The 21,274-nt window shown below is 48.1% G+C and carries 19 protein-coding genes and 1 pseudogene; 13 read left to right on the forward strand and 7 right to left on the reverse strand.

Annotated features, from left to right (window positions below; genetic code table 11):
• Window positions 1–191: 191 nt before the first annotated feature.
• Window positions 192–866 (forward strand): rhomboid family intramembrane serine protease, encoded by a 675-nt coding sequence (locus tag ACY2VW_RS03720; protein ID WP_461877081.1) that lies wholly within the window; start codon window positions 192–194, stop codon window positions 864–866.
• Here the strand turns inward: ACY2VW_RS03720 and ACY2VW_RS03725 are convergent.
• On the reverse strand, window positions 841–1,524 hold the full coding sequence (locus ACY2VW_RS03725) for a two-component system sensor histidine kinase NtrB (protein WP_195530790.1): 684 nt from the start codon (window positions 1,522–1,524) through the stop codon (window positions 841–843). The genes ACY2VW_RS03720 and ACY2VW_RS03725 overlap by 26 nt on opposite strands.
• Before the next feature lie 203 nt (window positions 1,525–1,727).
• On the opposite strand from ACY2VW_RS03725, the gene ACY2VW_RS03730 reads away from it, so the two are divergent.
• A complete protein-coding gene (locus ACY2VW_RS03730; RefSeq protein WP_461877082.1) occupies window positions 1,728–2,144 on the forward strand; it encodes an HIT family protein in 417 nt (138 codons plus the stop codon).
• Between the two features lie 58 nt (window positions 2,145–2,202).
• Window positions 2,203–2,727 carry an RNA polymerase sigma factor gene (locus ACY2VW_RS03735; RefSeq protein ID WP_461877084.1) on the forward strand — a complete coding sequence of 175 codons (525 nt, stop codon included), beginning with the start codon at window positions 2,203–2,205 and terminating at the stop codon, window positions 2,725–2,727.
• A gap of 3 nt (window positions 2,728–2,730) precedes the next feature.
• On the opposite strand, the gene ACY2VW_RS03740 is transcribed toward ACY2VW_RS03735, so the two are convergent.
• Window positions 2,731–3,798, reverse strand: coding sequence for an undecaprenyldiphospho-muramoylpentapeptide beta-N-acetylglucosaminyltransferase (locus tag ACY2VW_RS03740; protein ID WP_461877085.1), 1,068 nt, complete (start codon window positions 3,796–3,798; stop codon window positions 2,731–2,733).
• A 110-nt stretch (window positions 3,799–3,908) separates the two neighbouring features.
• On the opposite strand from ACY2VW_RS03740, the gene ACY2VW_RS03745 reads away from it, so the two are divergent.
• The 3 genes from ACY2VW_RS03745 to ACY2VW_RS03755 all read left to right on the forward strand — a co-directional run bounded on the left by ACY2VW_RS03745 (window position 3,909) and on the right by ACY2VW_RS03755 (window position 7,671).
• A complete protein-coding gene (locus ACY2VW_RS03745) occupies window positions 3,909–4,841 on the forward strand; it encodes a DUF4367 domain-containing protein (RefSeq protein WP_461877087.1) in 933 nt (310 codons plus the stop codon).
• A 58-nt stretch (window positions 4,842–4,899) separates the two neighbouring features.
• Entirely contained in the window at window positions 4,900–5,397 is a 498-nt protein-coding gene (locus ACY2VW_RS03750) for a DUF6147 family protein (protein WP_461877088.1), read from the forward strand.
• Window positions 5,398–6,048: 651 nt separating this feature from the next.
• Window positions 6,049–7,671 carry an MBL fold metallo-hydrolase RNA specificity domain-containing protein gene (locus ACY2VW_RS03755; protein ID WP_461877089.1) on the forward strand — a complete coding sequence of 541 codons (1,623 nt, stop codon included), beginning with the start codon at window positions 6,049–6,051 and terminating at the stop codon, window positions 7,669–7,671.
• A gap of 183 nt (window positions 7,672–7,854) precedes the next feature.
• Here the strand turns inward: ACY2VW_RS03755 and ACY2VW_RS03760 are convergent, their stop codons facing one another.
• A complete protein-coding gene (locus tag ACY2VW_RS03760; protein WP_022461364.1) occupies window positions 7,855–8,097 on the reverse strand; it encodes a TIGR03905 family TSCPD domain-containing protein in 243 nt (80 codons plus the stop codon).
• Window positions 8,098–8,401: 304 nt separating this feature from the next.
• Here ACY2VW_RS03760 and ACY2VW_RS03765 point away from each other — a divergent pair, with 304 nt between their 5' ends.
• From ACY2VW_RS03765 to ACY2VW_RS03775, 3 genes are all read left to right on the forward strand, one after another.
• The gene (locus ACY2VW_RS03765; RefSeq protein WP_022461363.1) at window positions 8,402–9,100 is read left to right on the forward strand and encodes a 5'-methylthioadenosine/adenosylhomocysteine nucleosidase; all 699 of its coding nucleotides are present in this window, start codon (window positions 8,402–8,404) and stop codon (window positions 9,098–9,100) included.
• Between the two features lie 340 nt (window positions 9,101–9,440).
• Entirely contained in the window at window positions 9,441–10,235 is a 795-nt protein-coding gene (locus tag ACY2VW_RS03770) for a hypothetical protein (RefSeq protein ID WP_461877090.1), read from the forward strand.
• A 175-nt stretch (window positions 10,236–10,410) separates the two neighbouring features.
• Window positions 10,411–11,367, forward strand: a complete 957-nt coding sequence (locus ACY2VW_RS03775; RefSeq protein ID WP_022461361.1) for a D-2-hydroxyacid dehydrogenase — start codon at window positions 10,411–10,413, stop codon at window positions 11,365–11,367.
• A 134-nt stretch (window positions 11,368–11,501) separates the two neighbouring features.
• On the opposite strand, the gene ACY2VW_RS03780 is transcribed toward ACY2VW_RS03775, so the two are convergent.
• From ACY2VW_RS03780 to ACY2VW_RS03795, 4 genes and pseudogenes are all read right to left on the reverse strand, one after another.
• Window positions 11,502–11,765, reverse strand: a complete 264-nt coding sequence (locus tag ACY2VW_RS03780) for a hypothetical protein (RefSeq protein ID WP_055219147.1) — start codon at window positions 11,763–11,765, stop codon at window positions 11,502–11,504.
• A gap of 507 nt (window positions 11,766–12,272) precedes the next feature.
• A pseudogene (locus ACY2VW_RS03785) lies at window positions 12,273–12,638 on the reverse strand (cupin domain-containing protein); the annotation flags it as partial.
• Between the two features lie 185 nt (window positions 12,639–12,823).
• Window positions 12,824–13,072 carry a hypothetical protein gene (locus ACY2VW_RS03790; RefSeq protein ID WP_461877091.1) on the reverse strand — a complete coding sequence of 83 codons (249 nt, stop codon included), beginning with the start codon at window positions 13,070–13,072 and terminating at the stop codon, window positions 12,824–12,826.
• A gap of 39 nt (window positions 13,073–13,111) precedes the next feature.
• Window positions 13,112–14,119: a helix-turn-helix domain-containing protein gene (locus tag ACY2VW_RS03795; RefSeq protein ID WP_461877092.1), complete on the reverse strand. Its 1,008-nt coding sequence runs from the start codon at window positions 14,117–14,119 to the stop codon at window positions 13,112–13,114.
• Between the two features lie 343 nt (window positions 14,120–14,462).
• Here ACY2VW_RS03795 and ACY2VW_RS03800 point away from each other — a divergent pair, with 343 nt between their 5' ends.
• The 4 genes from ACY2VW_RS03800 (at window position 14,463) to ACY2VW_RS03815 (ending at window position 21,253) form a co-directional block, all read left to right on the forward strand.
• Complete coding sequence (locus ACY2VW_RS03800) at window positions 14,463–15,398, forward strand: ABC transporter permease (protein WP_461874095.1); 936 nt, start codon at window positions 14,463–14,465, stop codon at window positions 15,396–15,398.
• Between the two features lie 12 nt (window positions 15,399–15,410).
• Window positions 15,411–16,274 carry a carbohydrate ABC transporter permease gene (locus ACY2VW_RS03805; protein WP_461874096.1) on the forward strand — a complete coding sequence of 288 codons (864 nt, stop codon included), beginning with the start codon at window positions 15,411–15,413 and terminating at the stop codon, window positions 16,272–16,274.
• Between the two features lie 102 nt (window positions 16,275–16,376).
• Window positions 16,377–18,086 (forward strand): extracellular solute-binding protein, encoded by a 1,710-nt coding sequence (locus ACY2VW_RS03810; protein WP_461877093.1) that lies wholly within the window; start codon window positions 16,377–16,379, stop codon window positions 18,084–18,086.
• Window positions 18,087–18,289: 203 nt separating this feature from the next.
• Window positions 18,290–21,253, forward strand: a complete 2,964-nt coding sequence (locus ACY2VW_RS03815) for a beta-glucosidase (protein ID WP_461877094.1) — start codon at window positions 18,290–18,292, stop codon at window positions 21,251–21,253.
• Window positions 21,254–21,274 lie beyond the last annotated feature (21 nt).

Below are 21,274 nucleotides of genomic sequence, written 5' to 3' on the forward strand. Positions count from 1 at the left end.
AAGAAAATTATGCATAAAACTAAAAAGAGAAATAATGTAAAAAATAACGTCATAAAACGTCGAAAGCCGTCGTGAAGCGTCAATAATTGTCGAAAAACGTTTATCGAAAAAGAAAAAAATTTGACGATTTCTTGCATTTACAAATGAATTAAATTATAATAAAAAAATAGCACAGATAAGGAAATGATGTAATGGAAGAACCAAGGAAAAACAGTTACGATCCGAACGAAGATATCGTGGACCGTATGTGGAAGAGATCAAAAAACAGCATCAATCTGGTCATCGTCGTATGCAATATTCTGGTATTCCTTGCAGTCACACTGACCGGAGGGACAGAGAGCTCCAGACATATGATGGACTGCGGTGCGGCGTATGCGCCGCTGATTGAGAGCGGAGAATACTATCGCCTGTTTACGAGTATGTTTCTTCACTTTGGCATCCGGCATCTGATCAACAACATGCTGCTTCTTTTGTTCCTTGGGGATTACCTGGAACGCGCAGTTGGAAAGATCCGTTATCTGGTCATCTATCTGGGCGGCGGACTCGTCGGAAATCTGTGCTCGTATCTGCATGAACTGTCCCTGATGAAAACAGGGGAAGCACCGGCAGTTTCCGCCGGCGCTTCGGGAGCGATTTTTTCAGCAGTCGGAGCGATGCTCGTTCTTCTGGCATTTCGGAAAGGAAGGCTGGAGGATCTCACCTTCCGGCGGATGGCCGTCATGGCTGTCCTTTCGCTGCTGGTCGGATTCCAGTCTTCAAATGTGGACAACTTCGCACACATCGGCGGTTTTCTGGCAGGTGCAGTCCTGATGGCGGTTCTCTATCCGGGAATGGCAAGGATCAGGAAAAGGGGAAAACGACCGTAAAGGTGCTTCCTTCCCCGGGAACGGAAGAAACAGAAATCGTGCCGTCGTGTGCGGTTACAATTTCCTTGCAGATGGCAAGTCCAAGGCCGGTTCCGTTTTTCTTATGTGTGACAAAAAGGTCAAAGAGAGTCGGCAGATCCTCGGCGGGGATTCCGCAGCCAGTGTCCTGCACACGGATGGTCAGAAAGTCACCGTCGAAACAGAGAGAGATTTTGATCGTTCCGCCGGAAGGCATTGCTTCCGCCGCATTTCGGATCAGGTTCAGAAAAAGCTGACGAAATTGCGTGGTATCAAGGGCAAAGCGCGGAATGGCAGATTCCTTGACAAGTTCAATGGAAACCTGTTGTTTTTCGAGGAGAACGCCGGTATCGGCACAGAGATTCTGGAGCAGAAGATAAGGATTCACGTAAGCGCGTACCGCCCGATAGGAATGATTATAGCAGGAGAGCTCATCGAGCAGGGAGTTCAGAAAAGCCATATTTTCCTGGATTTTCTGAAAATAGAGATCGTTGGAAAGCTCCGGATGCGCTAAAAGAAGAAGCTGATGAAAGCTGTGGATAATCGCAACAGGATTTCGAACCTCATGTGAAATCCGGGAAATCATAGCGTGACATTCTTCCGATAAGCCCTGTGAATTGGTTGTTGGTTCTTTTGACATAGCCGTATCCTCCTTATGATGCGTAGGTAATGATTTTTGATTAGGCAAAAGTTTAGCATTGAAAAGGGGGAGCGCGCAACAAAAAGCGTTCTGCATTTTTTGACATTTTTCGACAAATAGTGAGAAAATAGAGTTGTCCGGAACCGTGCGAAACGGGATTCGGAACAACAGAAAAATTAAAAAAAGTAAAGGAGAAAAAGATCATGGATTGTATTTTTTGTAAATTAGCAAACGGAGAAATTCCAACCGCAACACTGTATGAGGACGATGAGTTTCGTGTCATTCTGGATCAGGGACCGGCAACGAAAGGACATGCGCTGATTCTTCCGAAACAGCATTTTGCAAACATTTATGAGATTCCGGATGAAACCGCAGCGAAAGCAATGATTCTGGGCAAAAAAATGGCAACAGCCATGACAAAAGCGCTGCATTCCGATGGCTTCAACCTGGTACAGAACAACGGCGAGGCAGCAGGACAGACGGTATTCCACTTCCATATGCATCTGATTCCAAGATATGAAGGTGACAATGCCGGTATTGCTGCATGGAAGCAGGGAACTCTCGAGGATGCGGTAAAAGAGCAGATCATTGAGAGCGTGACGGCAGAGCTGAAGGACTGAGAAAGGGCTGGCAGCAGCCAGAGCAGAATCAATGACAGACGAACAGGGGCGGAGAACAATGGACAAAAATAACTTTTCAGAAATATATAAAAAGTATGTAATGACAGCCTATTCAGCCGCAATGCAGGTGGTGCACAATGAAGCCGATGCGGATGATATCGCACAGGAAACGATGGTGAAACTGTACCTGAATATTGATGCGCTGGATGAAGACAGAGTAGAAGGCTGGGTCCGTGTCGCTGCAAAGAATCTGGGAATTGATTATCAAAGAAAAGCACAACGTTTTGACTGGAACGAACTGGATGAGGATCTTCGGGCGGAAGAGATGGAACTTCCGACGCTTGCAGAGGAAGAAAAGCAGGAGAGAAATCATTTTTTCCGGGAAATGATGGACGCACTGAAAGATCATGATGAATCGGGTTATTATATTACGCGTGAAATCAAGGTGCATGAGCGTCCGGAAAAGGAAGTAGCATCCGAAATGGGTATCACCATCGGAAATCTGCGGGTGAAAATGACCCGGACGAAAAAATGGCTTTGCCAGCATTTTGCCGACAAAGCCAGAGAAATGGGATTTCTGTAGTTACTATTTGCGTTCGCATTCCTGGATCAGGGAAAGGATGCGGCCGATGGAATCGGTGTGGCTGCTCTTCTTCATCGCATTGATATAGGTCTGACGGTTTTCGTAAACCTCATGGATTGCGGACTGAAGAGTCTGCGCATTCACGGATTCTTCTTCAAGAACTTTACTGTAACCCTGACGCTCAAAGGAACGCGCATTTAAGATCTGGTCTCCGCGGCTGGCATTGGCAGAAAGCGGAATCAGAATGTTTGGTTTTGCCAGAGCACTGATTTCGCAGATCGCATTTGCGCCGGCGCGGGAGATGATCAGATCTGCCGCAGCGAAGAGATTCGGGAGCTCATCTTTGATGTACTCGAACTGAACGTAACCTTCGGTGCCATTTAAGGATGCATCCAGTTTATCTTTACCGCAGAGATGAATCACCTGGAAATCTTTCAGAAGTTCTGGTAAAATAGAACGGACCGCATGATTGACAGCGACGGAACCGAGGCTTCCTCCGATGACGAGAATAACCGGTTTTGCGGCATTGAATCCGCAGAACTTCAGGCCTTCCCGTGCATCGCCGGACAGCAGTTCCTGGCGGATTGGCGTTCCGGTCAGAACGGCTTTGTTTTCCGGGAGACATTTGACGGTTTCCGGGAAATTACAGCAGACCTTTGCAGCGGACGGAATACACAGCTTATTTGCCAGGCCAGGCGTCATATCCGATTCATGGATGAGCGCCGGGACTTTACATGCTTTGGCGGCAAGGACAACCGGTACCGAAACGAAGCCGCCTTTGGAGAAGACAACGTTTGGTTTCAGCTTTTTGAGCAGTTTTTTTGCTTCAAAGTAGCCTTTTACGACGCGGAACGGATCGGAAAAGTTTTTCGGATCGAAGTAGCGGCGAAGCTTTCCAGATGAAATTCCGTAATACGGAATACCGAGATCTTCGATCAGCTTGCGCTCCATACCGTCGTAGGAACCGATATAAGAGATTTTATAACCTGCTTCTTTTAATTTTGGAATCAGGGCAATATTCGGGGTAACATGGCCGGCGGTACCTCCGCCTGTCAGAACAATATGCTTCATGAGAATTCCTCCCTGGAATTTGATAATATCATTTGGCTTTTATTATCCCCTCAAGTACAGGAAAAGTCAAGTACGGTTACAACATGGAAAATGCCGAGGAACGGAAGAAGATGAAAAAGATAGAAAAAGAAGAACAGCTGAAACAGAAACTGGAGCAGACGACGGAAGAGAAAATAGCTGCGGATTCGAAAACGGTGGAAGGGGAATCGGCAGTTGGAAAGGCGGAGGAAGGAAACACAGCAACAGAACAGGAGCCGGAGGCTGCGCCTGCGCTTTCAGGGGAAGAACTGAACGCAATGTACAAGCGCTTCCAGCAGCGCCTCCAGAAGGAAGGACTCGCGGACGCGGAAGGCAACCCGACAGAAAAAACACTGGCGATCCGCCGCCAGATCGTGGAGAAAAAGGTGGAACGCGAGAAGCAGGCGGAGAGACAGAAGAAGATTGCAAAGAGAGCGAAAACAACAAAACACTGGGTACGGACGGCAAAGGCGGCTGGTGTTGTGTTGGTTGTGGGAGCGTGTGTCTTTGGGGCTAGTATGACGAGCGAGGCGAATAGGATTCGGCTGGTGGAATCGGTGCATGGAGTTTGGAATACGGGCGATGGAACGGGGATGAATAATGGAGAGAATAGGGAATATTCTGCTGGAAGTTTGGATGAAGCAATTCAAGAAATAAAAGACAAATTACATATTGCTGTGCCAGAATTTTATTATATTCCAACAGGAATGAAATATAGCAAAACAGTAATAATGTCTGAGATACAAATGGCTTCGATAGAATATCAATATAATAAACAACTTGTGTATTTTCGCTTAGCTGCAAATGAGAAGGATTTATCACAAGGAAGTTGGAAGGATAAAGAGAAAGTTCAAGTAGAAACATTTGATGATATAATAGAAGTCGAAATGGGAACAATCGCGGAGAATAACGAAGAAAATTATTATGCAACTTGGAAATATAAAGATGCATATTATCAATTGAGTGGGCAAATAGAAAAAGAGGAGCTAATAAAAATTTTAAACGAAATGCAGTATAATTTGTAATTATTTAAGGAAATATCCGTATATAGTGTGTAGATGAAAACGAGGGAAAAGAGGAAGTATGAAAAAGGTTATGAATTTAAAAAGCTTACTCTTTTGTGCAGTGCTTGTATTAACGATGACATTAAATACGGTGAATGCACAGGCAGATGCATTAGATTATTTAGGCAATACAATTGATGGATCTAAACTGACAAATGATACAGAAGCAGAAGGAAATTATCAAAGTGTGGCGAGAAGTACATATTTACACGAGGGATATGTAAGAATTACTAACAATGGGAATGGCTATGTTGGAGTGGGTGGCGCGACATTATGTAATGTCACTTGTAAAACGGTGAAATTTAACCTTTATCTGGAACGTTCAAGTGGTGATGGTAATTTCTACAGTTATAAAAAATGGGAAAATATAGACTATAATACTAATTCTTTATATTTTAGTACGCAGGTGAAAGTAGAAAAAGGTTATTACTACCGTTTAAGAGGATATCATTCTTGTACTAAAAGTGGCGTTACTGAGAATGGTGGAAGTAGAACTGACGGCATATACATTGGATGATTATTATCTTTCAAAATAGTAAAACAAGTAAATGAAGTATCATGTATACAAGCACAAGAGAGTAATGCAATCGAATGAAAATGATTTTTAACCCAAAGTAGTTCATTGCCCCTCGCCCTGAACCTTCGGGGCCAGTCCCCTATAGAAACCTTATAACAATGAATATATTAAGACGAAAACGCAGATCTTTCAGGATTTTCAACGCGTCGAAATTCCTTTTTCCAACCACAACACAGATCTGAGTCATCATGTGTTACTATGTTCAGCGTGTGAGTGATCATACGGAACATCGGCTGGCCCCGATAAGTGAGGCATCGGTATTACTGCAGGAATACCGGTGCCTCTTTTCTATGCACTTCCGGCGTCCGATGCCCATAATTGAACAAAAATATCAAGATTGTTGTGCAATCTGCCTTGAAATTCCGTTGGAATCCGCCAGATATTATGCTATAATAATCAAAAAAAGAGAGAATAAGCATAAAATACAAAGAAAATTTCAGATTATTTTCGCGGACAACGCGTCAAAGACCATGCTGGCATGAGAACTTGACGACTGCTGGCCGCGATAACGGGCCAAACGTATAACGCGTGTTTTGACCCGCAGTGACAACATTTTGTCCCCGAACAAAACGGGAGAACAGGAGGCATCTTATGCGTCTTACATTTCTTGGAGCAACACATGAAGTGACGGGCAGTTGTTATTATCTGGAGGCTGCCGGGAAGAAGTTTTTAGTGGACTGCGGTATGGAGCAGGGACCGAATATTTATGAAAACAAGCTGATTCCGGTTCCGGCATCCCAGCTGGATTTTGTATTGATCACGCACGCGCACATCGACCACACCGGAAATCTGCCGCTGCTGTATGCGCACGGCTTCCGCGGCCCAATCTATATGACTCCGGCGACGGTAGCGCTTTCGGACATCATGCTCCGCGACAGTGCACACATTCAGCTCGCCGAGGCCGAATGGCGGAACCGCAAGAACCGCCGGGCGGGAAAAGAAGATTACGTCACGCCATACACAATGGAGGACGCCCTCGGCGTGATCCGCTTACTGGAGGGCATTCCGTATCATCAGCGTGTGACACTATCGGACGGCATTCAGATCCGTTTTCTCGATGCCGGTCATCTGCTCGGCTCCGCATCCATTGAGCTGTGGCTGACAGAGGACGGTGTGACGAAAAAACTGCTCTTCTCCGGCGATATCGGAAATATCCATCAGCCGCTGATCAACGACCCGGAGTACCCGGAGAGCGCCGATTACGTGATTATGGAATCCACCTACGGCGACCGGAGCCACGGCCCGAAACCGGATTACGTGCCGGAACTGGCAAAAATCATTCAGGAAACGCTCGACTGCGGCGGAAACCTCGTGATCCCGTCATTTGCCGTCGGCAGAACGCAGGAGATGCTGTACTTTATCCGTGAAATAAAGGCAGAACATCTGGTTCACGGCCACGGCGAATTCCCGGTTTACGTGGACAGTCCGCTTGCCGTTGAGGCAACCAATATTTTCCGCGATCATCAGAAAGAGTGCTACGATTCCGATGCAGCAGCGCTCCTTGCGCAGGGCATTAATCCGATTCTGTTTCCGGGCTTAAAGCTCTCGATTACATCCGATGAATCGAAAGCCATCAACTTCAACGAAACCCCGAAGGTCATCATCTCCGCGAGCGGCATGTGCGATGCAGGACGAATCAAGCATCATCTGAAACACAACCTCTGGCGGCAGGAGAGCACGGTTCTCTTCGTCGGCTATCAGGCTGTCGGTACACTGGGACGGGCGCTGATCGGAGGCGCGAAGGAAGTGAAGCTGTTCCAGGAAGAGGTTCATGTGAACGCGCACATTATCCAGTTCCCGGGTATGAGCGGCCATGCGGATCAGGAAGGACTGCTCAAATGGGCCGGCAGCTTCAAGGCAAAACCGGACCGCGTTTTCGTGACGCACGGAGAGGATAAAGTGACGGAACTTTTTGCAGAAAAACTGTGGGATGAATTCCGTTATCCGGCGATGGCACCGTTTTCCGGGACCGTATTTGATCTGAAAGAAAATGAATTTATCGAGAAAACTGTCGGCATTCCGATCCAGAAAGAAAGTGCTGCAAATGCAGGAACCCTGCGCACGAGAAGCAGCGGAAATGCCGTCTTCGATCGTCTCGTTGCGGCTGGTCAGCGGCTGCTCACCGTCATTACAAGAAACAAAGGCGGTGCTAACAAAGACCTTTCGAAATTTGCCGATCAGATCAACAGTCTCTGCGACAAATGGGACAGATAAAGCAGTCCGGTGGCTGGAAGAAAGACTGTGCTATTAATATAGAAGAAAAACCGGAAGAAAGCAGGCGGCAGGGAAGCTGTGCTGCATCAGAAAAGAAAAACAGAAGTGGATAAATTGCAAACTCCCCGGGGTGAGCATTCCCCAGGGAGTTATTATAATAAAAAAGAGCAAGCGTAAAAAAAGTTATTTCTGGATAGCCTGTTCCAGTGCTTTTGCAAGCTGGTCTGGACATGATGTTCCGCGTCCGTTGCAGTCGATGCCTTTCATGCGGGAGATGGCTTCGTTTACGTCCATGCCCTCAACGAGTCTTGCAACACCCTGTGTGTTTCCGTTGCATCCGCCTACGAACTGTACGTTGTGTACTTTACCGTCTTCTACCTCAAACAGAATTTTTCTGGAACAGGTACCTTTTGTTGTATATTCCATCAATAAGATCCTCCTTTGTGAATAAAAAATTAGAACATTATCGTGAACTTCAGCCACGATAATTCTTCGGTTCCTGCTATTATACCATAGATTACGAAAACAGCAAAGAAAAAAGATACCACAGATCCAAAATTTATGGTATGCTGTAACAGGAATTACAAAGAAACCAGAAGGAAAAGGAAATGGACTCCCGGAGTTTTCTGTTCTTACTTTAGCGGCTGACCGCTGACAAAAATGATTTCATAAAAGCAAGAACAGAAGGAATCGGAGAGTACATGTAAAGTTATTGGAGGATATCATAAACATGAAGTTAATCGGAATTATCGGTGCAATGGAAGTTGAAGTTGCAAGCTTAAAGGAAATGATGACGGATGTTACGATCCGCACGAAGGCATCCATGGAGTTCAACCACGGTTACCTGAACGGAAAAGAAGTGGTTGTTGTGCGCAGCGGAATCGGTAAAGTAAACGCCGGTATCTGCACGCAGATTCTTGTGGATGATTACGGCGTAGACTGTGTCATCAACACCGGAATTGCAGGCTCCCTGCGGAATGAAATCAACATCGGCGATATCGTCATCTCGACCGATGCTGTTCAGCACGATATGGATGTGCGCATCTTCGGATACCCGCTCGGAGAGATTCCGCAGATGGGCGTTTTAAGTTTCCCGGCAGATGAGCACCTTGCAGAGGTGGCAGAGGAAGTCTGCAAGGAAGTCAATCCGGAAATCCAGGTATTCCGCGGACGCGTGGTCAGCGGTGACCAGTTTATTTCCAGCAAAGAAGTGAAAAACCATCTGATCGAGGAATTCAACGGTTCCTGCGCCGAGATGGAGGGCGCTGCGATTGCGCAGGGCGCTTATCTGAACAAGATTCCATACGTCGTACTCCGCGCCATCTCCGACAAAGCAGACGACAGCGCAACAATGGACTACCCGACCTTTGAGAGCGAGGCAGCCCGCCACTGTGTCAACCTGCTGCAGGAAATGGTAAAACGCCTGTAATCTAAAAAAAGAAAGAAGAAAAAATCGACAAACGGGCAGGCGAAAACCAGCGAAACCACGCGAACCGGCACGAAAGCAGTCACCTGAAAGAACGAAAAATAAAAATTCACGCGAAAAAGCACAGAATCACAAAGAATTTGACGAACGTTTTTTGTTTCCAAATTTTTCCGGCGGTGCTATACTGTGGCACATCGGAGGAGGAGACGTCCTTCTGTCCGATATGCCTGCGGAAGAATCCTGTGCGCGCAAATTCTGCCGCGGCATCCGCCGATGCACCGCAACGGAAGCACCGGCATATGAGTATGACAGGCAAATTCAAAAATCATCAGGGGGAATAAGAATGCTGGAGTTTTGTGTGAAACAAAATGTGTTCTTATACGCAATGATAGCAGCAGGAATCGCCGGTGTGTGGTGCCTGTTCTGGAATAACCGTTTCTACACCCGGGGCATCCGCGATCTCGGAAGGCTGAAGGAACCAAAATCGAAATGGACCAGGTCGGTGCTGGAAACGTGTCAGAGAAAAGCGCATCCCTTTTCGAATGCCGGGGCGTTTATGCGCAGCCAGATTGCACAGGGCAGGTCAGCGGGAATGGCAGTCCCGACGCTTCTGCGCGGAAGCCAGAATATGATCCTCACGGTTCTGGCACTGTCGATTCTTTCGCTGTGGGCGATTTACCGATACCGTTATGGAGAGGCGGAGCTGATGCGCTACCTCGGAACGGGCATCGCGCTTGCCGGAGGCCTTGTCTTTTTCCGGCTCTGTCTGGATTTCGGCGGAAAAGAGGAAATTCTGCTGAACGGCTGGACAGACTATCTGGAAAATGAGTTTGCAGCGACGAAACAGAGTGCGGTGCTGGAAACCGTACAGCAGACCGAACGGCAGCCGGTGCAGTCCGTGCAGGCGGAAGCTATGGCACAGGCGGGAACCGGAGCGGCGAAAACAAAACCGCAGACTGCGGGAAGCGAGTCCGCAAAGGATCGGACCGAACTGTTCGCAGACCCGGAAAAAGAAGCGAGGATTTCGAAAGTCAGGGAGGGCATCCGCCAGACCGCCGCGGCCGAGAGCAGGTTTGCCGGAATGCTGACGCCCGAGGAAGAGAAGCTGATGAGGGAAATTATCAGCGAATACGTGTAAATATCAGGGGACCAGGCCGGGGAGCATGGCATATCGACATGACCATATTTCCGAATCGGCAGTCCGCAGGTATCTAAGATAAAAATATTTCAGGCAGTGCCGTCTTTCAAAACAGACAGGCGGTACTGCTTTCCCGGATAAAGCAGAATCACCATCTGCAAAAGGAGGAACCAACATGAGACTTGTAATTCTTGAGGCAGAGTCACTGGGAAAGGACATGGATCTGTCCGGCTTTTCCCGTTTTGGAGAAGTGACAGTATATGAAAAAACAACGGAGGAGGAATGCCCGGAGCGTGTGCGGGAGGCGGACATCGTCATCTGCAACAAGGTGCGCATGTGCAGCCGCACCCTGTCCGGCGCGGAGAACCTGAAACTGATCTGCGTTACCGCAACCGGCATCAACAACATCGATCTCGATTATGTGAAGCGCCACAACATCGCCGTGACGAACGTCGCCGGCTATTCCACCGTCAGCGTGGCACAGCACACGTTTGCGATGTACTTTTATCTGGCCGAGAAGCTCCGCTATTACGATGATTACGTAAAAAACGGCAGTTACGCAGCCAGCAGCCTCTTCACCTGCATGGACAGACCGTTCACCGAGCTGGAGGGCAAGACGTGGGGCATCATCGGCCTTGGCGCGATCGGCAGAAAAGTGGCTTCGATTGCACAGGCATTCGGCTGCCGTGTGATCTATTACTCCACCTCCGGTGCACACGACGATCCGGACTACGAGCGGGTCGATCTCTACCGTCTGCTGAAGGATTCTGATGTGGTTTCCATCCACGCCCCGTTAAATGAGGCGACCGAGAACCTGATGAATATCGAAACGTTTGCCAACATGAAGCGGAACGCAATCCTGATCAACGTCGGCCGCGGTTCGATCGTGAATGAGCGTGACCTCTGCTGTGCCCTGCGCGAGGGCCTGATCGCCGGAGCAGCGCTCGATGTACTTTCCAGCGAGCCGATCCGCAGTGACAGTCCGCTGCTGAAAATGGCGGACGACGACCGCCTGTACATCACGCCGCACATCGCCTGGGCATCGAAGGAAGCCCGCACGCGCCTGATCGGACTGGTGCAGAAAAATATTGCTTCGTACCTGGAAGGCGGCATGGAAAACCGCGTGGTATAAAAAAGAGAACAATACATAAAAAGAGCCGGACATCCGACGGAACCGCAGAGGGGACTGTAAGAACAGCCGCTCCCAGGTTCCGCCGGATGCCCGGCTTTTGCATTTGCTTTATTCGTTGCAAAAACGAGAGAACATTATTCCTCTGTAATCTGAATTTCCAGATAATCAAACTCCAGCGATTCAATAAAATTATCCTGTGTGAACCGCGTTTTCGATCTCCGTTTAAACTCCGAAATATTCGTATCGAGCCAGATCGGCTTCGCCAGATTCCAGGCGTCACAGATTTCATCGAGCGCACGGAAGACCTTGTGCGTTCTGGTATCCTCATCGTCGATGCAGACGGTAAGATCCTGAAGAATATGATTGTTTTCCACTAATTTTCCCCACATCTGAAACATATTAAAAACCTCCTGAAAAGTACAAAGTAAACAGTGCATTTGGAACGATCGTATTGTGACCGGTACATCGCCGAGCAGCGCTTCACGGCACCTTGCCAGCCGCTTTTTGGAAATGTACTGGTGGATCGACATGCTGATTTCATCCTTGAAAACGTGTGCAATGTGATATTTGCTCACAAAAAGTTCCGCCGCCAGCCGTTCGAGCGACAGATCTTCGGACAGGTGTTCATCAATATAGAAGCAGAGCTGTTCATACAGCGAGAGCTGTGCCTTCCGGGTGAGCGGGTGATGCTGCTCATACACCGTGCGGTTGATCTGCATCAGCAGGTCGCTGACGTAGAGAAAAATCTGCGTCTCTTTTCCGAAATGATCGGACCGCATTTCCTCAATCAGGCGGATGGTGCGGTACTGGATTGTGTTGAACTCGACGGAATCGAGCGGGAACAGATATTTCTGATTTTCGGCAGCGTATTCCATCAGGTAAACGTAGTCGGCGGAACGGGCGCGGAGCTGCTCTGCAAAAGAGGCGCTGACCCAGAACACAAAGCGGCGGTACGGCACAGACAGGTCGTGCATCACCAGGTGATGCGGCACGCCGGGCGGAATCAGAAGAAGAACACCGGGCATTGGCGTGTAGAGTACCCCGTCGATTTCCAGTGAGATCGCCCCTTCGAGAAAGAGATAAAACTCATAATGCGTATGTGTATGCTCTTTTACGCCGGGCACATCGACGGTGCTGTAATAGTATAACTCAAACGTATCCGAAATCATGTACTGCCGGGTGGCAAATTTCGTCTGCAGTTTTTCTTTCATAATAAAAGCATACTTGCAAAAGAAATGATATTTTTGAACCATAACAACAATTCCCAGCATATCACAAAACAGCAAGTTTTACAATGTATTCGGCAATCCGCACAATAGAAAAAAACAACTTGTCCGGTTATGATACAGGGGAATAAAATAAAAACAGAATGCAAAACAAATTTCAGATAAAGATCAAAACGGAGGAACAGCTATCATGAATCAGATTCTCGAACAGCTTGGAACATACGGCATTTCTACCGCGCATGATAATCCAGATCCGCCAGCTCCCCGTCTTCAAACATCATCACAAAATACGACGGCGCCGGAATCGGCCCCTCGTGAATCTTTTTTCCGTGAAAAACTACTTTCCGCGATTTCGTATCCGCATCCATCACCGTCACCTCGCAGGATGCAAACTCCATCAGATAAGCACAGATCGCAGCCGCATGCGAAACCACAACTGCAGACTGCCCGTTCCGCAGCCCGGAAAGAATGTCGGTCATCGGCGGGTTCCGAGTGACGGAACAGATAAATGGTTTTACTCATGAAAGAACAGCAGCCTTCTTTTCCAGGGATTGTATCCGGTACTGTGCCGGCGTCATCTGGTACTCCTTTTTGAAAATACGAATGAAGCTCTCCGGATTTTCATATCCGAGCTCATCGCTGATCTGTCCGACCGTCATGCTCGAGCCGGTCAGAAGTTCCTCCGCGCGCTGGAACCGTGTGTGGCGCAGAAGCTCGGAGAAAGTACAGCCGAGATTTTTCTTTAAATAGCGGGAGCAGTACGGCACCGTGTAGTGCAGTTTTGCCGCAAGCTCCGAGAGCGTGATCGTGTCGTAGTTGTTCCGGAACAGTGACAGAATTTTGTCGGTGCTGTCATTTTCCTGGAGAGAATGCATCAAAAGCTCATCGGAGCGCACCAAGGTGATAAGAAGCGAGGTGAACATCGATGAGAGCATTGTGTCGGAAAACGTATCGGACCGCCGGAGCTCGTGGTAGAGACCGAGCATCTGGATCTGGAGCAGATCCTTTGCACCGCTGCGGAAGACAAAATACCGTCTGGCCGATTCTCCGGATGAGGCGGTAAAGAAATGAAACAGCGTATCCGGCAGATGAAGTGTCGTCAGAAACGAATCTGTCAGCAGGGAATGATGCACAAAAATGCTGAGCGCAACGGCGTCGCCGACCGGGTGCACATGGTGTTTCTGCAGCGGCGGAAGAAAACAGAGATTACCGCTTTTTAACGTCTCTTTTTTATGTGCAAAAGTACAGACACATTCTCCTTCCATAACGTAAAGCATCTCAAAAAATGCATGAGAGTATGCCGGCGTCGGCGCATACCGCGGATGGCGCAGCGCAAGGAGCGAGCGGTTGTGATGCAGCGGGCAGCCGTGTTCCTGTTCTGCGCAGAGCAGCAGATCGTTCCAGGTCAGCGATGAATTTCCAGTCGCCAGGGCGGAAGGTGCCGGATTTTCTTTATAGTAGACTTCTTCCTCAGACAGTACGTCAAAAAGACGAAAAAAGTCAATATTCTTTGTGATGTTTTGCATGAACGTTTCCTCCTCATACGCCGCGATGCCGGAAAAAGGGATCTTTCGGCATCTCTGTCTGTCGGTCCAATGTCAAAAACTACAGTAATTCTAACGCGAAAACGATTGAAAAACTACCAAATGATTGCGAATCTCACCAAAAAGCATAAAAAAATAGATATAAATTAGTAAAAATGCTTACGCAAAGATCCATGCGTGACAAAGAAAGATAAAAAAAGTCAATGAAAGTGGACAAAAAACACAATATAAAATGGGCTCTTCATCTGGTATAGTGTAAACATCACAAAGAAGCGCGGAAAAAACGTGCGAAAAACGTGCAAAACAACGGAAAGGAATGGGGAGCATGGCGAAGGAAAAGGCAAAAAAGAAAAAAGGGCAGAAAATTACCCCCACAATTTTATGGAAACAGCGTTGGCTGCTGTTGATGTCAGTACCATTTGTAATCTGGCTGATCATCTTCAAGTACATTCCACTGTGGGGATGGACAATGGCGTTTCAGGAGGTAAAGCCTGCGACGTTCGCACTTCCGATCTGGGAGAGAACCTGGGTTGGATTCAAAAACTTTACAGATGCATTTAAAGACCGTCTGTTCACACAGACATTAATCAACACATTGGGAGTAAGCTTCCTCGACATCGCGGTCGGAACGATCGCAGCAATCGCATTTGCGGTTCTTCTGAACGAGATGTTCTTCACGAAGTTCAAAAAAGTAACGCAGACCATTTCCTATCTGCCGCACTTCGTATCCTGGGTTATCATCGCAAGTATTGCAAAGAACATCTTCAACGACGGTGGTGTTGTTGACAGTATCTTCGGCAGAAACCTGCATCTGATGAGCTCCAACACACCGCTCATCTGGGTAACCATCATCCTGATCAACTGCTGGAAAGAGGTTGGCTGGAACGCAATCATTTATCTGTCTGCTATGGCAGGTATTGACCCTGGTCTTTATGAGGCCGCTGATATGGACGGTGCAAGCCGTCTCCAGAAGATCTGGCATATCACCCTTCCGGGTATCCGCCCGACCATCATCGTACTGCTGATCATGAGCATTGGCGGTGCATTAAACGTAGGTATGGAGCGTCAGATGCTTCTTAGTAACCCGCTGGTTGAGGACCACACGATGGTACTTTCCTGGTTCTCTTATAAGAGAGGTATCGGAAACAGCAACTACGGTCTTGGTACCGCAATCGGTGTATTCCAGTCCGCTGTCAGTGTTACCCTGCTGCTGATCGCAAATAAGATTGCCGGTCTGGTTGGCGAAGACAAACTTCTGTAGGAGGACGCGAATATGAAAAAGAGAGCAAAAATATTTGACTACGTACTGGCGGTAATCTTCGTATTCCTCGTCATCATCACCATTTATCCGTTCCTGAACGTGCTGGCGATTTCGTTCAACGATTCCACGGATACGATCAAAAACGTAAACTTCATCATCCCGAGAAAGTTTACTTTAACCAACTACAAATACGTATTTAAAGACGGCGGTATTGTCACCCCGGCAATCATCTCCGTTCTTCGAACCGTAATCGGAACGATCGTTGGTATCGTTTGTACCTCGATGGTAGCTTACACCTTAAGCCGGAGAGATTTCGTACTCCGCAAACCATTCCAGCTGCTGTTCGTTATTACGATGTATGTCAGCGGCGGTATGATTCCGGAATACCTTCTGATCATCCGTACTTTAAAACTCGGCAACAGCTTCCTGGTATACATTCTTCCGGGACTGATGTGGGTTTACAACATGATTCTGGTCCGCTCCTATATCGATGGACTGCCGATGGCTCTGCAGGAGGCAGCAAAACTCGACGGAGCCAACGATTTCCAGATCTGGTATAAAGTCGTTATGCCGCTTTGTAAACCGGTTATCGCAACCGTAGGTCTGTACTACGCAGTAGGACAGTGGAACTCCTTCATGGATACCTACCTGTATGCGAAAAAACTTCCGACTCTGCAGTACAAACTGTACGAGATCATGAATCAGGCGACCATGAAAATGGACGTTCACGCAGGAACCAATGTACAGACGGCCGTAACACCAATGTCCGTACGTATGGCCGTAACGATTGTAGCAACTGTGCCGATCGTTATTGTATATCCGTTCCTTCAGAAATACTTTATCGGCGGTATGACACTTGGTTCTGTTAAAGACTGATAAAAAACAGTATTAAAAAATTTTTAGAAAAAGATGATGTTTATTCCTGCCAGGCGAAAGAAAGAGTGCAGGATGACATAAACCATTTTAAGGAGGGCTTTTATGAAAAGAAAAGTAGTATCACTCATGTTAGTATCTGCTATGGTGGCCGGAATGCTCGCAGGATGCGGTTCCGACAGTGGCAGCAGCAAGGGAGGGTCCAGCACAGAGACTGGATCAGCGGCAGAGGCAAGTTCTTCAGGCGAGACAGCAGATGATAAATCTCCGATTACCTTTGAGTATTTTAACGCTGATGGTAAAAACGGCAACTGGGATAACCCGGTAGCAAAAGCAATCACAGAGGCAACAGGCGTTACACTTGATGTTTCCTATCCGGTAGCATCCCAGGGTGATGCAAAAGAAGATGTTGCGCTGATGATCGCAAATGATGAGTATCCGGACATGATTTATGCAAAAGGCTCAGCAACGGATTTGTATCAGGCAGGCGCGCTGATTGATATGACAGACCTGATTGAAAAATATGGTCCAAACATCAAAAAAATGTACGGAGCAGAGCTGGAAAAACTGAAATGGAGCCAGGATGATCCTGGAATCTATCAGCTTTCCTACTCAGGTGTAAACCAGAAAACTCTGACAACAGGCGGAAGCTGCCAGATTCAGTGGGCTGCATTAAAAGAGAACGATTATAAATATCCGAAGACACTGGATGAGTATGAAAAAATGATCAAGAGCTATCTTGCAGCACATCCAAAAACAGAAGATGGTCTGGATATGATCGGTATCACCATGAGTGCTTCTGACTGGCACTGGATGATTACCCTTGGAAACCCGGCAGGACTGATCGCTGATGCATCCCCGGATAATGGACAGTGGATCATTGACGACGAGTACAACGTACATTACAAACATGTAACAGATGAAGAGAAAGAATACTTCAAATGGCTGTGCCGTATGTACAACGAAGGTATCCTGGATCCGAACTTTGCAACGCAGACAGATGATGACTATATTGCAAAAGTTGCCAGCGGCCGTGTTGTTGCCATCACCGATGCTGAGTGGCATTACAGCCAGTGCGAAGCTACTCTGGTAGCAGATGGAAAAGTAGATCAGACTTATGTTGGACTTCCTGTAACCTTAAGAGAAGATCAGGTAGAAAAAGCCCTTCTGTATCAGGGAACTACCGTTGGCTGGGGCATGGCAATCACAAAGAGCTGTGAAGATCCGGTTCGTGCCATCAAATTCCTTGACTATCTGTGCTCCGATGAAGGACAGATCCTGTATCACTGGGGTATCGAAGGCGAGAACTACTTCCTCGATGATGACGGACAGCCATATCGTACCGATGAAGAAGTTGCAAAAGCTCAGTCTGATCCGGATTATGCAAAGAACACCGGTATTGACAACTACACTGGATTCCCGATCTACGGAACAGGTTCCTACTCTGAAGACGGATTCCCATACACTCCAACTACCAAAGAGTCTGTTATTGCAAACTACAATACAGCAGAAAAAGAAGGATGCGAAGCGATGGGATTTGAGATGCTGACCGACATGTTTGCACAGCCGGAAGAGTTCGATCTTCTTCCATACTCTGCACTGTGGGCATATCAGCAGCCACAGGAACTTGCTGAGAAACAGACAATTCTGGACGAAATTGCTTGGCCGGGACTGGTTAAGTGCGTAACTGGTACAGAAGATGAGTTTGATGGAAACTGGGAGAGCATGGTACAGGAGCTGACAGACAATGGTCTGGCAGATGCAGAAGAAGCTATGACAGAGTTCCTTGCTACCAAACTTGTTGATGTAGAGTAAGTAAAGCAAAAACATAAAAACATAAGGTTTTGCCGTTGAACGGAAGGCGGCACAAAAACATGGTCTGATATTATTAAATGTCAGACCATGTTTTAAAATACAGCGACAGTAATGGGAAATGTGAAACATTGTAAAAAGATAACAGTATATGGAAAATCTGCAAACAATTTCATGAGACAAAATCATCGGGAGGTTTTTGAAAAATGACAGAAAAGAAGGAGTTTCAGGTAAACAAAAACACACCGTTCTGGGATGCATCACTGACGGATCAGGAAAGAATCGACTGGCTGTTGAAAGAAATGACGGTCGAAGAAAAACTGGGCTATCTCGCCAGCTCTTCCCCGGATCTGCCGCGCCTTGGCATTCCGGGAGTCTCTGTAGGCGGTGAGGCAGCACACGGCGTTGAGGGAAGAAACGATCAAAATGGTCTTGGAAAACCGGATGTGACAACATCCTTCCCACAGCCGATCGGTATGAGTGCATCCTGGGACCCGGAACTGATCCGACAGGCCGGTGAAGTAACGGGAACCGAGGCGCGCGTTGTATGGCACCGCCACCAGGGCCATGGACTCAGCAGATGGGCTCCGACCGTTGATCTTGAGCGCGATCCGAGATGGGGAAGAAACGAAGAAGGTTACGGAGAGGATCCTGTGCTGACCGGAAAAATGGCCGGCGCTTATATCCGGGGAATGCAGGGCGATGATCCGAAGTATCTGCGCTGCGCAGCGACCTTAAAGCATTTCTATGGAAACAATACGGAGGTCGGCCGCGGATGGAAAAATTCTTCCATTGACCCGAGAAACAAATATGAGCTGTATCTGGAGCCATTCCGCAGATGTATTGAGGACGGCGGCGCAGAGGGCATTATGACGGCATATAACAAGATCAACGGAACGATCGGTATTCTGAATCCGGAAGTAACCGATATTCTGAAAAAACAGTACGGCCTCCGTCACGTTGTCAGTGACGGCGGTGCGATGGGACTTGTCGTAACGCTGCATCACTATTTCGGACAGCATGCGGAGACGATCGCAACGGCACTGAAAGCCGGTGTGGATGCCATGTCTGACGATCCGCGTATGGTAGAGCAGGCAGCACGCGAGGCATATGAGCTTGGTATTCTGAAAGAAGAGGATATGGACCGCTCCATTCGCTGTATGATGGAGACGAAGCTTCGGCTCGGGGGTTATGATCGGGAAAATCTGAATCCGTATGACCGCGTGACCGAGGAGGATATCGATTCCCCGAAGGCACGTGAAATCTGTAAAGAGCTGAGCCGTGAATCGATTGTACTTCTGAAAAATGAGAATGGAGCGCTGCCACTTGACAAAGCTCTGAAAGCAGAAGATATCGCCATTGTCGGACCGCTTGGTGATGCATGGTATCAGGACTGGTACGGCGGAACGGCGCCATACCGCACAACCTTCCTGCAGGGGATGGAAGCGCTGAAGCAGGAGAGCATTACGTTTGCGGATGGTCTGGATCGCGTTGTTTTCCGCTGTGATGGAAAAGGTCTTGCCGTGGCAGAAGACGGAACACTTCAGGTAGCAGATGAACCGGATGTGTTTATCAAGGAATACTGGGGTGAGGGAAGCTATACGTTTAAGAGTGTCCGTACCGGAAAATACCTCGGCGCAAGACTCTCAGAGTCGCAGGGAGAAAAACCGAAAATGGGACAGATTGCGGCAGACCGGGAGGAAGCCTTCGACTGGTTTGTGATGGAGATTTTCCACGTGGAGCCGCAGGAGGATGGCAGCGTTGTGCTGACCAACCGTTTCCATTACCCGGTTTATAGAGATGCGGAGGGATTTTTCTCCTTCGAGCAGACGGAGGGAACTCCGATTACCATGGAGGTTGTCGAAAACGGAATCGAAAAAGCAGTTGCGGCGGTTCAGGGGAAAAAACAGGTTTTACTTGCGCTCGGCTGTAACTCCGTGATCAATGCGAAAGAGGAGATTGACCGCAACACGCTGGAGCTGCCAGAAGAGCAGGAGATGCTGCTTGACCGGATCGCAGAGGTCAATCCGAATACCGTTCTGGTGCTGTTTACGAATTATCCGTATACACTTCAGAATGCGATGGAAAAACTGCCGGCGATCATCATGTCTGCAACGGGAAGCCAGGATATGGGAAGCGCAATGGCAGAGGCTGTGCTTGGAACCTATGCACCGGCCGGCCGTCTGAATATGACCTGGTATGAGAGTATCGATCAGCTGCCGGACATTGACGATTACGACATCATCAAAGGAAAAAGAACGTACCGCTATTTCGATGGGAATGTATTGTATCCATTCGGCTATGGTCTGACGTATACCACATTTGCGTATGAGAACTATAAGGTTTCCTTAAAAGACGACCGCCAGCTGCAGATTTCCCTCGATGTAAAGAACACCGGCAATACCGCAAGCGACGAGGTTGTCCAGATCTACGGTTCCGCTCTGGAATCCTGCGTGAAGAAACCAATCTGCCAGCTGCTTGATTTTGTTCGCGTGAAAAACATTGCCCCGGGCGAGACGAGACACGTCGCACTGGAAATCCCGGTGGAGGAGCTTCGCTTCTACGATGTCATCAGCCGCAGACTGATGGTAGAAGAAGGAACGTATGAAATCTATGCGGGCGCATCCTGCAAGGATAAAGCCGTTTCCACAGAAATCTTTATTCCGGGCGGAAAAAGGGGAGTACGCGATCTGAGTGCATTTACCGCGGCAGACCACTATGATGATTACGAAAACATGTATCTGACGGAAGGCCATTTCAACTTCAAGGCAGTCCGCGTGCAGGATGAGACGAAAGAAGGTGTTCTCGTTTACCGTGACTGTGATCTTTCCGATGCTGCTGTTCTGGCACTTCATGTGAAGAGTGAACGCGGCGGCAGTGTGGAAGCCTTTGTGGACGGTGTTTCGATGGGAAGCTTTACCGGTGACACAAGAACCTGTGAGTTCCGCAGCGCCCCGAAACTGGACCGCTATGCGGAGGAAGAAGTAAAAGAGCGCAACCGGTACCGTGAACCGGTGTATGAGGATATCGAAATTTCCCTCGCAGACAGACCGCAGACGGACGGCGTATCTGAGATCCGTCTCGTCCTGAAGGGGGATATGCGGATCTGTTATCTGCGTGTGCTGAAAAATAAGAGCACAGGAAAAATTCAGATGGGCGTAGCAAACTAACCAGATAACGTATTGTCTGAA

The sequence above is a fragment of the Fusicatenibacter sp. genome (genome assembly GCF_977045365.1).

Bases quoted from the DNA above. Each gene is read 5' to 3' on its own strand.
- ACY2VW_RS03720 (WP_461877081.1), top strand. From the start codon at position 192: ATGGAAGAACCAAGGAAAAACAGTTACGATCCGAACGAAGATATCGTG.
- ACY2VW_RS03725 (WP_195530790.1), bottom strand. From the start codon at position 1,524: ATGTCAAAAGAACCAACAACCAATTCACAGGGCTTATCGGAAGAATGT.
- ACY2VW_RS03730 (WP_461877082.1), top strand. From the start codon at position 1,728: ATGGATTGTATTTTTTGTAAATTAGCAAACGGAGAAATTCCAACCGCA.
- ACY2VW_RS03735 (WP_461877084.1), top strand. From the start codon at position 2,203: ATGGACAAAAATAACTTTTCAGAAATATATAAAAAGTATGTAATGACA.
- ACY2VW_RS03740 (WP_461877085.1), bottom strand. From the start codon at position 3,798: ATGAAGCATATTGTTCTGACAGGCGGAGGTACCGCCGGCCATGTTACC.
- ACY2VW_RS03745 (WP_461877087.1), top strand. From the start codon at position 3,909: ATGAAAAAGATAGAAAAAGAAGAACAGCTGAAACAGAAACTGGAGCAG.
- ACY2VW_RS03750 (WP_461877088.1), top strand. From the start codon at position 4,900: ATGAAAAAGGTTATGAATTTAAAAAGCTTACTCTTTTGTGCAGTGCTT.
- ACY2VW_RS03755 (WP_461877089.1), top strand. From the start codon at position 6,049: ATGCGTCTTACATTTCTTGGAGCAACACATGAAGTGACGGGCAGTTGT.
- ACY2VW_RS03760 (WP_022461364.1), bottom strand. From the start codon at position 8,097: ATGGAATATACAACAAAAGGTACCTGTTCCAGAAAAATTCTGTTTGAG.
- ACY2VW_RS03765 (WP_022461363.1), top strand. From the start codon at position 8,402: ATGAAGTTAATCGGAATTATCGGTGCAATGGAAGTTGAAGTTGCAAGC.
- ACY2VW_RS03770 (WP_461877090.1), top strand. From the start codon at position 9,441: ATGCTGGAGTTTTGTGTGAAACAAAATGTGTTCTTATACGCAATGATA.
- ACY2VW_RS03775 (WP_022461361.1), top strand. From the start codon at position 10,411: ATGAGACTTGTAATTCTTGAGGCAGAGTCACTGGGAAAGGACATGGAT.
- ACY2VW_RS03780 (WP_055219147.1), bottom strand. From the start codon at position 11,765: ATGTTTCAGATGTGGGGAAAATTAGTGGAAAACAATCATATTCTTCAG.
- ACY2VW_RS03790 (WP_461877091.1), bottom strand. From the start codon at position 13,072: ATGACCGACATTCTTTCCGGGCTGCGGAACGGGCAGTCTGCAGTTGTG.
- ACY2VW_RS03795 (WP_461877092.1), bottom strand. From the start codon at position 14,119: ATGCAAAACATCACAAAGAATATTGACTTTTTTCGTCTTTTTGACGTA.
- ACY2VW_RS03800 (WP_461874095.1), top strand. From the start codon at position 14,463: ATGGCGAAGGAAAAGGCAAAAAAGAAAAAAGGGCAGAAAATTACCCCC.
- ACY2VW_RS03805 (WP_461874096.1), top strand. From the start codon at position 15,411: ATGAAAAAGAGAGCAAAAATATTTGACTACGTACTGGCGGTAATCTTC.
- ACY2VW_RS03810 (WP_461877093.1), top strand. From the start codon at position 16,377: ATGAAAAGAAAAGTAGTATCACTCATGTTAGTATCTGCTATGGTGGCC.
- ACY2VW_RS03815 (WP_461877094.1), top strand. From the start codon at position 18,290: ATGACAGAAAAGAAGGAGTTTCAGGTAAACAAAAACACACCGTTCTGG.